Source organism: Bacillus sp. AK128 (assembly GCF_053903075.1).
This window is the reverse complement of the sequence record NZ_CP096379.1, coordinates 3,977,602-3,990,237: the sequence shown is the minus strand read 5'-3', so window position 1 is coordinate 3,990,237 and position 12,636 is coordinate 3,977,602. Positions and strand designations below refer to the sequence as shown.

6 protein-coding genes and 1 pseudogene are annotated in these 12,636 nt (G+C 40.2%); all 7 read left to right on the top strand.

Going from position 1 to position 12,636, the window contains the following annotated elements; genetic code table 11:
- The first annotated feature begins 28 nt into the window (after positions 1–28).
- The 7 genes and pseudogenes from M1D60_RS20010 (at position 29) to M1D60_RS19980 (ending at position 12,609) form a co-directional block, all read left to right on the top strand.
- Positions 29–970: an MBL fold metallo-hydrolase gene (locus M1D60_RS20010; protein ID WP_456276582.1), complete on the top strand. Its 942-nt coding sequence runs from the start codon at positions 29–31 to the stop codon at positions 968–970.
- An 829-nt stretch (positions 971–1,799) separates the two neighbouring features.
- Positions 1,800–3,560, top strand: a complete 1,761-nt coding sequence (locus M1D60_RS20005; RefSeq protein ID WP_456276581.1) for a methyl-accepting chemotaxis protein — start codon at positions 1,800–1,802, stop codon at positions 3,558–3,560.
- A 451-nt stretch (positions 3,561–4,011) separates the two neighbouring features.
- Positions 4,012–4,452: a chemotaxis protein CheW gene (locus tag M1D60_RS20000; RefSeq protein WP_456276580.1), complete on the top strand. Its 441-nt coding sequence runs from the start codon at positions 4,012–4,014 to the stop codon at positions 4,450–4,452.
- Positions 4,453–4,507: 55 nt separating this feature from the next.
- Positions 4,508–5,227: pseudogene (locus tag M1D60_RS19995) on the top strand (cache domain-containing protein); the annotation flags it as partial.
- 39 nt (positions 5,228–5,266) lie between these two features.
- A complete protein-coding gene (locus M1D60_RS19990; RefSeq protein WP_456279501.1) occupies positions 5,267–6,214 on the top strand; it encodes a methyl-accepting chemotaxis protein in 948 nt (315 codons plus the stop codon).
- Positions 6,215–6,676: 462 nt separating this feature from the next.
- Positions 6,677–9,385 carry a PD-(D/E)XK nuclease family protein gene (locus tag M1D60_RS19985; protein WP_456276579.1) on the top strand — a complete coding sequence of 903 codons (2,709 nt, stop codon included), beginning with the start codon at positions 6,677–6,679 and terminating at the stop codon, positions 9,383–9,385.
- Positions 9,382–12,609, top strand: coding sequence for a UvrD-helicase domain-containing protein (locus M1D60_RS19980; protein ID WP_456276578.1), 3,228 nt, complete (start codon positions 9,382–9,384; stop codon positions 12,607–12,609). The genes M1D60_RS19985 and M1D60_RS19980 overlap by 4 nt, the downstream gene beginning before the upstream one ends.
- Positions 12,610–12,636 lie beyond the last annotated feature (27 nt).

Here is a 12,636-nt window from a genome sequence, read left to right as displayed (position 1 = left end):
TTAATATGGGAAATGGAGGTGTCTTACAATGAGTAAAATTGAAACTCTTCATCCTAATCGTTATTTGATTGATGTGTATGACTTAGGAATGCCGAATCGGACAGGATCCTACTTTCTAAATGAAACGAAGAAAGCGATTATTGATACTAGTGCGAGTCCATCGGTTCCCCATCTGTTGGACGGATTAAAAGAGTTACATATTAAGCCTGATGAAATTAGTTATATCATTGTCACTCATATCCATCTCGATCACGCTGGAGGAGTAGGTCAGATGCTACAGTTCTGTCCTAATGCGACCGTGGTGGTTCATACGAAAGGGGCTAGACATTTAATTGACCCGTCTAGGTTAATTCAAGGGGCTAAACAGGTATATGGAGAATCGTTTGATCAGTTATTTGATCCGATTCTTCCAATTGATGAAAACCGAGTCCAAATCATGAACGATGGAGACACACTTACACTGAGCGATGATTGTACGTTAACGTTTCTGGATACACCTGGTCATGCGAACCACCATTATACAATTCATGATTCTTCTACAAATGGTTGTTACACAGGTGATACAGTGGGTGTCAGCTATGAAGCAGTGCTTCAACAGCCTTTCTTTCTACCTTCTACTTCACCCAATCAATTCAATCCAGAAAGTATGCTGCAATCTTCCAAGAGAATCATGGAACTAAAGCCTTCCTATATATATTTCGGTCATTTTGGTATGACAAAAGAAGTAGAAGAAGTTCATAAACAGTTGGAATATTGGGTTCCGTTATTTGTGGAAACCACTAAAAGAGTCGTTCAATCGGCATCATCCGTGGATCCTAACGTGCTACTCTCTAAATTAAAAGAAGAATTATATAAGCTAGTCATGGAAAAGCTTGAATCTCCATTGTCAGATGAAGCAGCACAGCATATAAACCTAGATCTACAAGTGTCCTCGATGGGGTTACTAGATTATCTGTCAAAATTAAAATAGAGTTGTGGATAGAAGGGACAGACTTGTGTCCTTACCCTAACATTTTCCTCTTATAAGCTCGTGTTATTACCTATGAATATAAGCTCGTGTTATTACCTATGAATATAAGCTCGTGTTATTACCTATGAATATAGTATACATATATGCTAGAAATGGACTATTGGTGGATTAACGCGAGGTGCAGTTAAGTAATATGGAAGATGGTTTTCTTTATAGCATTTGCATGTCACCTACATTGTTTTATGGTAGGTGATTTTTTTTAGGAAAAACGTTAAGGGAGAAGGATACCGATTTGAAGTTTCCGTATGGTTATGGCTTATTTTAAATGGAACAAAGTTTCTGCCCCCCTTGTCACGGCTGTCACAGCTTTGCTAAGGACCCTCTGTCCTCTATTTCACCATTATACGCTTGTTTTGAACACTTAGCGGCCCCTCTGTCCTCTATTAAGGTGATTTTACGTTGAGTTTGCTCTTTTTCCTTCAAATAGAGGACAGTGTGTCCACTTCACAGCCTCATCTTTTCTAATCGTCCACAAATTTCTTTATCATTCAGGAATACAACAGTTTACTCAAGTGCTATACATTGGTGTATTTTTCAGTGTTACATTCTCTCTTCTGTTTTTATACTGGGACCAGCCCTGTCCCCTCGTCTCACCTTGGAACAAAGTTCTGTCCCCTCGGCCCTCGAACAAAGTCCCTGTCCCCTCGATCCTCCCATATTTTGGAACGAGAAAATCTCCTTAATACTCTGGAAAAATGTCGATTACTGTCGATATACATAGTAGCTTGTTTTTTGAATATTAAAATATATCGACAAAGAGGGTGAAATCATGCTTAAAAAGAACTTATTTGCTCAAATATTGTTTATAACAGCTACACTGATTTTATTAGTATCTGTGATCCAGGGTAGTACGTTATATCTATTTGCTAAAAAGGAAATGGTGGAAAGTGGCAAGCTTGATATCATGCATATAACGGAAGCAGCAGTTCCTTTACTAAATAGTTTAAATGAGCAAGTTGAAGCAGGAAATCTTTCACTAGATGAGGCAAAGGAAAAAGCAAGAATTATGATGCTTGGTCCGAAAGTGGAGGGGAATGATAAGCTATTCTATGACTTCTCAAACTCATCCTTTAAGTATAAAGAAACTGGTTATATTTTTGCCTACAATCCTGATAATACTGTAGCTTTACATCCTGCATTACCCTTAGGTAAGGATATGTCTGATGTCAAAAGTACAAATGGAGATCCATTAATACAAAGTTTGATAGAGTCTAGTAAAAATACAGAAGTACAGGATCGTTATTATGAGTTTGAATTTCCAAAGCCAGGAGAAACAAACCCAAGTAAAAAAATAGCCTATTCTACGTATTATGAACCATGGGATTGGGTGTTAACTACTGGTGCATATGAAGATGAGTTTTATGAATCAGTGAATACCATTGGATTCCTTACAATTGTTATTGTAGTTATTGCTCTAATCGTAAGCATCATCGGGATCTTCTTATTATTACGTAAAAAGCTAACTGCATTAAAGTTAATCACAATTGAAACGGCTAAAATTTCAAACGGTAATCTTGCAGTAGCGGAGATTAACTTTAAATCAGAGGATGAGATAGGAAATCTAGCAACTGCCTTTAATAAAATGACAAATCAACTAAGAGGACTTGTCCAGAACATACAACAGGTTAGCCAGAATACTTCTCAAGCCTCTCTTGAGCTATCTGCTCTATCAGAGGAAACAACAGCTTCAAGTGAAGAAGTGGTTAAGGCGATGGATGAAATAACAAAAGGGGCAGTTGAACAATCAACGGATATTGAATCCATTAATTCTGGGGCAGAAGCATTAGTCAATACGATGCAAGATTTATCTAATCAAAATCAATCAATCATTCAACTGACAGAAGTAAGTAAACACGCTGTTACGAATGGTCAAAAACAGATTTCAAGTCTTCAAGAAGCTAACAAAAATTCTAAAATGGCACTCATCAATGTAGAAACTACGGTACAACAACTTAACGGTAGAGTGACAGAAATTGCTGGGATTGTTAAAACAATTGAGCAATTAGCTGGGCAAACGAATTTACTAGCTTTAAATGCTTCTATTGAGGCAGCTAGAGCAGGAGAACATGGAAAAGGTTTTGCTGTGGTAGCAGGGGAAGTAAGAAAATTAGCTGAGGAAACGAACAAAGCTACGACCCAAATTCATACCATGATTACAGCAATAGAAGACCATACGAGCACTAGTGTAGCAGAAATGGCTCATACAATGGACTATTCACAGCAATTAGACCAAGCTGTTACAGATACTGAAAGTGAATTCAGTACGATCTCTTCTACAATACAAGATATCTTAAGGTATGTAGGGAAGAGTAGTGAATACATTCAGTCGGTTGACGAATCGACTAAAGAACTTCTGACGTCCATTCAAAGTGTCTCAAGTGTATCGGAAGAAACGTCAGCAACATCTGAGGAAGTATTGGCTTCTGTCGATCAACAGGCAGGTGCGATTCGAAGTATTTCAGAGCAAGCCGAGTCACTGAATCAATTAAGTGATGAGTTAAACGATTTATTGAAGAGATTTACTATATAAATTCAATCCTTCGGGGAACAGTTCAGATTATGGTTAATCAGCAAATGAATCGATTGAACTGTTCCTAGGGTTATGAATGTCCTTCATCATGAGTGTGAAGGACATTTTTTGTGGGAAAAAGAATAGACGAAGACGCTAGAAGTTACTGAATGGAATATTAATAGTAAGTGTATGAAACAGTGGTGGCCAGGTAGCTACTACTGTTTTTTGTTAGTTAGGTTATAAGCATAAGAGGAAGTTTACTATTCTGTAAAAAATGGAACAAAGTCCCTGTCCCCATGGACCTGCCCATGGACTTGTCTATAGGATATCATTCCTATATTTACGCAAGGAAAAATGATTACTGAGAAGGAGAAAAAGATAAAAAATAGGAACACCAGGTGATAGTACTAAAGTCATGTGTGTGACATTATATTAATAGTTTCAGCATCTTTGTACTGGGGGAAAATAGATGGACATCACAGAACAAGAACATATAAAGGTGGTAGTCTTCCGATTAGGACAAGAGGAGTTCGGCTTACCTATTAAGGATGTGGTTTCGATAGAGAAATTGCAGCCAATTACTGCTGTACCTAAGACAGCCAACTATGTGAGAGGAATTACGACAATTAGAGGGATTGTAACCCTTTTAATTGACTTAAGGCAAGTTATGGATGTAAGCAGCGTGGATACAGATAATTCAAGGATCATTGTTGTAAAAAATGAAGAACAATTTCTAGGCTTAGTAGTCGATTATGCAACGGATGTTTTAGATTTACCTGTTGACACAGTTAAGCAGTCAACGCTTTCGACTAATCATCCAAACTATTTAACTGGAATTTCAAAGCTTAATGAAAGACTCCTTTTTCTAATAGATACACATTCTCTACTAGAAAATTTAGGGGAATCTTAAAATTTAAGAAATTATTAATTACTAATTTAATTACATGGAAAAGTGAGAGTGAAGTATGAATAGAATAAATAATCTTAGTTTACGTTTGAAAATGATATTAGTCGTTCTTATATTACTAGCCTTTATAATGGCAGGCACTTATATGATTATTCAAAATTTCGTAAAGGATACACTTTTTGAAAACCAAACATATCGAAGTGAATATGCACAAAACGTCTTTGATGAGCTTTTAGCCTCTAAAGGACCTATAAATATAAAAAATGGACAATTATATGCTGGAGATTATCTCCTTCATGAAGAGCTAGAAATTGTGGATAAAGTTGTTGATTTAACTGGATTTGGCGCTACCATATTTTATGGGGAAGAAGGAATGCGTATTGCGACAAATGCAAAATCTGATAAAGACCCTTCGAAACGGGCAACAGGTACACCTGCAACTAAAGATATGACTGAAAAACTCCTTAAAGGAGAAGAGTATAAAGGGTTTGTTTCTACACTTGGAAAAAGTTTTATCGTAAATTACAAACCGATAAAGGTTGATAACAAGGTTGTTGGATTTAAGAGTACTTTTATAGAAACGAATGATTTCCTCGGTGGATTAAAGGAAATGAATCGCTACATGATAATTACCTTCATTGGTGCGTCTATTCTCTTACTTATAGCTGTCTATATATTTATGATGAGACTAGTGGCAAAGCCGTTGGATGATATCACAAAAAAGGCAGAACTAATAGCGCAGGCTGATTTGTCAATAGAGGTGGTTAGTACAAAGAGACAAGATGAAATTGGTAGACTTCAAAATGCATTTGCTACTATGGCACAAAACTTACGAGACATAATAAAACAAGTAGGTGATAATGCCAGTCAGGTTGCTGCATCTTCAGAAGAACTAACGGCAAGTGCTGAGCAGACAAGTAAAGCTACTGAAAATATTACAAAATCAATTGAAGCTGTTGCTTCTGGATCTGAGTTACAAGTTTCTAGTGTAACGGAGGCAACTAATATCGTTTCTGAAATGTCAGAAGGGATGAATAAAGTGGCTTCTTCTATTAAGCTTGTATCTGATTTATCAGCTTCTACTAATGAAAAAGCAATAGCAGGTAATCAAGTAGTAAATAAGACGATTCAGCAAATGAATACTGTTCAAGAACAGGTAGGCAGTACAGCCGAAGTTGTTAACTTGCTTGGAGAAAAATCTAAAGAAATCGGTCAAATCGTTGAGTTGATTACACAAATAGCTGCTCAAACGAATCTATTAGCTTTGAATGCTGCAATTGAGGCTGCTAGAGCAGGAGAACATGGTCGAGGGTTCGCGGTAGTAGCTGATGAAGTGCGAAAGCTAGCAGAACAATCAGGCAAGGCAGCAGGTGAAATACAAGAGTTAATTGAAGAGATTCAATCTGAGTCTTCAAGAGCTGTAGATTCAATGAGCGCGGGAACACATTCTGTTAAAGAGGGAATTGAAATGGTTAACCTAACAGGAAACTCTTTCAAGGATATCATGAAGATGGTAGAAGATGTGTTTGCTCAATCTAAAGAAGTTGCAGTTGTCGTCGAGGCGGTAAGCTCTGGTTCCAAAACCATGGTAGACACAATTGACCAAGTAGCTCAAATCTCACTACAGTCAGCTGATAGTTCTCAAAATGTAGCAGCATCAGCCGAGGAACAATCCGCTTCAATGGAGGAAATATCAAGTTCTGCTAATTCACTGACTAAAATGGCAGAAGAATTGCAGCTAATGGTTGGCAAGTTTAAACTATAACAAATAATCTTGTAAGTGTAAGAATCATAAAAAAGTCAAATAAGTATAAGAGATAGTTATCCAATCTGATTAAGGTATCAGTGGATTAACGTTGTCGGTCAAGAAAATGGTAGCTCCAAACCCCCGTAGGTTGTGTTAACGGGGGAAGGGGCCAATCCTAAAATTACAGTCAAGAGTTATGCAAAAGACGATCATTAAAAGGATCGTCTTTTTCTTATTTATTCAAAAACTTTCGGAGTAATTTTTGACGATAAAAACATAGCGACAGAAGGAACACAATGAACCCTTCTGTTTTGTTATTGGGACAAAGTCCTGTCCTCTATAGACCCTGAAAATATAGATGATTTCAAAGGGTGTACTACTTTTGGTACACCCTTTTGTGTAAAATAAAGGAAGTAAATATAGTTGAAAGTAAGATAGAGAATCTTTTTTATATAAAAAAGTGAGTAGGAGGATACCATCTTGAACATTATACTTGGCTATTGGCTAGATTCGACTACGTATCCAGATGCACTTGGGGATCATGAGGCAGCGGTTGGGACAGTCGTTACAGGCTTTAAAGGTTTAATTGGGATACTTGAGACACAGTTAGGGCTTACTTCACCATATGTATCAGAAAATCTGCGGATTGCGGAGTGGCAGGAGCTTCTTCGAAAACAGGATTCTGGTCATCAGCCATTCTCGCAATCTTTTGAGACGGACTCATGGAATACGGCTAGAGAATTATTGCGCCGTAGAGATGAGCTGGTGCTCGCTGGTTGGAATCCTTCTATTCATGTCGGTGGGAGTGTCTGGATTAATACCCTGGCAGAACTGGAGCTTGCTCACTCTAAGAAGTCAATGGGGTTTCCAGACCGGGTTCAAGCGATCTTAGCACGGTTGCAAGAGAAGGCTGATTTGCCGATCAAGATAATTAAGCTGGTAGACGAGGATGAATCACTATGGGATCCGTGGTGTACTCAATTATTAAATAGATTAAAAGGACAAGCTGTTGAAATTCAGAAGGAGTCTGCTATTTTTGAAGAAAAGCAGCAGACAGACTTATCTCGCCTGCAAACGGTGATGGCTGGTGGGAATTCTTATGAAGAGGCACAGGGTGATGGAAGTGTACTACTTATTCGTTCTGAACAGGAATGGGATGCTGCCGATTTCCTAGTTAGTTGGCTACAAGAAAATGGAACGGAAAATACGGTTTTGATTAAAGGAGAAGGAGAATTGTTCATGGATGAGCTCCTTCATAGAAGAGGAATGGCGGCAGCGGGAGTGGACACTTTTTCAAAGTGGCGGACCGCTCTACAGGTATTACCGCTCACCATTGATACCTACTGGGATCCGGTTATGGTAAACAGAATGCTAGAATTGCTGACGATTCCAACTTCTCCTGTACCAGGTAAGATTCGTTACCGATTAGCAAATGTATTAGCTTCTCATCCTGGAATTGGTGGAGAACAATGGCAGCAGGCGATTCAGGATGGAATAACTGATTACAAGGAATCGTGGTTAGCAGAAGGTCTGGATGAGCATGAGGTAAAAAAGCGTAGAAAAAGCTTGGAAGCAAAGCTTAATCTGTGGGTCACTCATGAGTTTTACGATCCGTATGATGGAATTCCATATGAGAAATTAGTAGACATTTGCCAAAAGGTGAGTCATTGGGCTGATTTGAGCTATCACAATACGCAAGACCTGATGTTTGTACAAGCATCAAAACTTGCACGTGAAGTAATGGAAGGCTTACAAACACTTGGCGTGAAAAAGGTATCACGTTTAGAAGTGGGACGGATTCTTGAATCTGTGTTAGGAGAAGGAGCTCCGTTACCAGACTATAACCAGGAAGCCTCAAAATGGAGTGTGATTAGCCATCCTGGGCAGATATATGAGAAGGCAGATACCATCCTTTGGTGGGGATTTCATAAAAATATGTCAGGTCCAAGTATCCGAACGTGGACGTCTAAAGAGCGGGCTTGGTTAATGGAACAAGGCGTTCAGCTCCTTGATGAAGATACACGACGTCGTAGGGAAGCTTCTTCTTGGCAGCGTGCAGCAAGGTTCGCAAAACGAAAACTGATTCTATTTGCTCCATCTAAAGTAAAGGGTGAGGAAATTCCAATTCACCCGTTATGGGATGAAATTCGCTACGCGATAGCTAAAAATTATCATACAGAGAAAAAAATAACGGTTGATGCATCTGAATTAAGAAAGCAACCGATTCTTACGATTTCAGAGAGTACGTTTGATCGTGTCCAGGTGAAGCTAACACATATTCCTGAGCCAATTAGAGCGTGGAAGGTTCCTGGAAATGTGATCCTTCCTCGTGAAGTGGAGTCGGCAACAAGCTTGGAAGGCTTAATGGCTTGTCCGTTAAAATGGACCTTTAGGTATGTGGCCCATGTTCGTCCAGGCAGGGTATTATCTATACCCAATGAGGCCATTATGCTTGGAAATTTAGGACATGTGATCTTGGAACATTTAATTACGGAAAAGACCGATTGGAATGAGGAAGAAGTTCGGGTTCGTACAGGAGATTTATTTGATGAGTTGATTCCTATGATTGCAGCGACTCTTTTAGAGCCTCAAAACGGGATCACTCGTAATGAAACTCGACTAAAATTACAGAATTCATTACCACAGTTTTTCAAAGTATTAAATGAAGCGGGAATTAAGATTCAACATACTGAACTAGAATTACAAAAGTCGTGGAAGGATGGAGTCGAATTCAACGGGCGGTTAGACCTTGTAGGGGAAACAGCTGGTGGGAACAAGATTCTATTTGATGCAAAATGGTCCAGAAAACCAAGTAATTATAAAGCAAGATTGGAAAATCTATCGGTCCAATTGACACTGTATCACTGGTTATTAGCTGATCATGAAGACCAAGAATTACCTGTTGCTTATTTCATGTTACGTAGTGGTGATTTCTTCAGTTTGCCTCATGATGATTTTCCTTCTAATTACCATGTTGACGGGCCATCTCTCATTGACGCACATCAGGTGGTACGGAAATCAGTCGAAGATGTCTGGGGTCTACTTGAAAAAGGAACGGTGATTGCGCCAGGAGTACCAAGTAAACAAGAAGACCATGCGGACGCTAATGATCATATCTCAACAATCGACCCTCCGTGTACGTATTGTGAATACCAGAATCTTTGTGGATATAGGAGGGTGACGGAATGACCGGAAAATTAATCATGCTGAGTGCTGGAGCGGGGGCAGGGAAGACCTACCGTTTATCAAAGGAGATCTTAAATTCGATCCAAAACGGTGTCCCTCCGGAAAACATTGTCGCAACCACCTTCACGACAAAGGCAGCGGATGAACTGATTGAAAGGGTTCGTCTTATGCTGTTGGAAGCAGGTGATCGCACGTCTGCGGCAAGGATTCTAGACGGGTATGTAGGGACGATGAATAGTGTGTTTGGACGACTGCTACGGGAATTTGCCCTTGAAATGGGTTTATCACCTGTACAGAAGGTGATTGCTGAATCAGATGCTAAAGCTCTGTTTCAAAGTATTGCAGCAGAAGTGACGGACCAATTTTACCGTGATTATCGCCAGGTCTTTATACGTCTAGGCTTAGAGGATTGGCGCGATCAAGTGCTTAGAATTATCGAGATTGCCCGTCAGAATGGTATGAATTCTAATGATGTACAAGCCTGTGCTCAGTATTCTTGGAATCGTATGTCAGACTGGTTACCAGAACCATTGCCAAATCCTGATGAGTGTGACCAAGCCTTAAAGTCAGCATTACAGGTGGCAAATTCAGATTTACCGGGTGAAGATACAACCAAAGATACTGCCAAAGCAGTAGTAGATATAAAAGATGTGTTAAAGGAATGGGATCAAAATGGTTCCATTACTTGGCAATCTTGGGCTAAATTAAGCAAATTGAAGACCGGGGCAAAAAGCCGTGACACTGCCTCACCGATTCATGCAGCGGCTGCTGTCCATGATCGTCATCCAAGGTTACATGAGGATATGAAGCATGCGATGTTTGCTTTGTTTCATTGTGCCGCAGAGGCGATGGAAACGTACCGAGTTGAAAAAAGTAAACGTGGTTTCATTGATTTTACCGACCAAGAAGTATTAGCGCTACATCTATTGAAGGATGCAAATAATGCAGAAATGTTAAAAGACCGTATATCCAATGTATTTGTCGATGAGTTCCAGGACTCGAGTCCATTACAAATCGCGTTAAATATGCAACTTCGTGAAATAGCGGAAAAAGCAACATGGGTAGGCGATGTTAAACAGGCGATTTATGGGTTTCGTGGAACCGATCCGGAGCTTATGCAAACGGCTATGACCAGTATTCCTGACATGGAAATTGAAGTGTTGGATGCTTCTTATCGTTCACGTGAGTCGCTCGTTCAATTGGTGAATGCGATGTTTGTTCCTGTTTTTGAAGCAAGAGGAATGTCAGCAGAACGTATTGCATTAGATCCAAAGCGTGAGGATATGCCGGAGCAGGAGATAGCGGTTGAGACCTGGTCTTACCCGAACTCTAAAAATCAGAAGTCCGATGCTGCACATATTGCAGTTGGGGTGCAGAAGGTTTTACATCAAAAAGAAGACTATGTGATTGTAGATAAAATTTCGCGCCAGCCTCGCACCCTCAAGGCAGGAGATATTGCGATATTATGTCGTTCAAATGATGAATGTGTGAGAATAGCAGAGGCACTCTCCAAACTAGGAATATCTGCGACTGTGGGTGAGAGTGGATTACTGGCTACACCTGAAGTAGTGTTTGCGATTGCCGCTTTTCGATACTTAGTGGATCCAAACGATACATTGGCGCTTGCGGAACTCATTCATTTTTCTTCAGAGGCTTGGGGTGAAGGCCGATGGTTATCTGATTGGCTAGATGCCGAGAAGCGAGAAGGGATTTTGGCCTCTGAACCTCTGATTCAAGAATTAGACAAGGCAAGAGAAAAAATCGTCCAGATGAGTCCTTCTGAAGTAGTCGATTTAGCATTAGTTACTGCTAAGGTAGATGAGGTTTCAGTGAAATGGGGGCAAGGTGATCAACGATTGGCTAACTTAGATGCGCTCCGTAAAATCGTGGCAAGGTTCGAAGAGATGTCAGCCACAAATGGAACAACAGCAACAACAACTGGGTTTCTTCTATTCTTAAGTAGTGTTGAGAGAGACAAAGAATTGAATTTAGTTGCTGAATCAACTGACGATCAGGCAGTTCGAGTCTTAACCTACCACAAGGCAAAAGGATTAGAATGGCCCTTTGTAATCTTACATTCATTAGAAAAATCATCAATAAGAAAAAAACAGCCAGTCTTTGATCAGGTGACAGCTGTCAGTACAACAGATTTTGATGTTATGGATCCTCTTCATGGGCGCCGGCTCTATTACTGGCCTTGGCCTTATGGAGGTCAGTCTAGCAATGTCAGTTTAAATGCTTATGTAGAAGAGTCTCCTGAGCTCAGGCAGAGAATGCAACAGCTCGTGGACGAAAATCAAAGGCTAATGTACGTTGGAATGACAAGAGCCAGAGACTATCTTGTCCTAACCGCTCGTGACTTTTCAAAAGTAGGCTGGATCGATGAATTGACCGATGCTTCTGGACATCAAGTGATACAAAATCTTGGGGCTGCTAATGGAGATCAAGAGGATTCTTCTTTTGATCACCAACAAGGAAACATCTTCATCAACGGCCAAACCTTTCCTAGTAAGGTCAGAGTGTTATCAATGGAAGAGGACCCAGGACAACTCTCCCTTTCAGCTGGACAAGCCGAGTTCGTCTATGTGGGGAAAACGGTAGAAGCGACAGCCTTTGTTCCGGCCCGATATAGCCCAAGCAGACAAAAGGCCGAGCAGGTACGTAGTGAACCTACAGTTGAGACAGAAAGTACAAAGATTCACCGTATCGGCCATCGACTTCCACTCTCAGGAAATCCGGACATGGCCATACTTGGTGACACGGTTCATGCCTTTTTAGCTGCGGATGAAAGAAGTAAATCCAAGGATGAGCGATTGAACATGGCCCGCACCATTAAAGCCAGATTTGACATTCATGCCCTCTCAGAAGAAAGCATGCTAGAGGCGTCTGATCGGTTGGAGCAATTTATCACTCAACAGTATCCAGATTTGATATCCAAACACAGTGAGTGGCCGGTTCACATGCGAAAAGGACTGCAAAAGGCTTCCGGTTGGATTGATCTCTTGCTCCTTACACCAAAGGGCTGGGTCATCATTGATCATAAATCCTTTCCAGGTAAAGAAGCGGACTGGCTTTCACGTGGGGAAAGTTATCTTGGCCAGCTCCAAACCTATGCAGAGGCATTGTATAAAGCAACAGGAAAACCAGTCTATGAGGCTTGGATTCATATGCCTATAGTTGGGGCAATGATTCACTTTTCAGCAGCTGATTTAAAAACAAGTGAGTAAAACTGGGGGAGAAAAATTGAAGAAGTT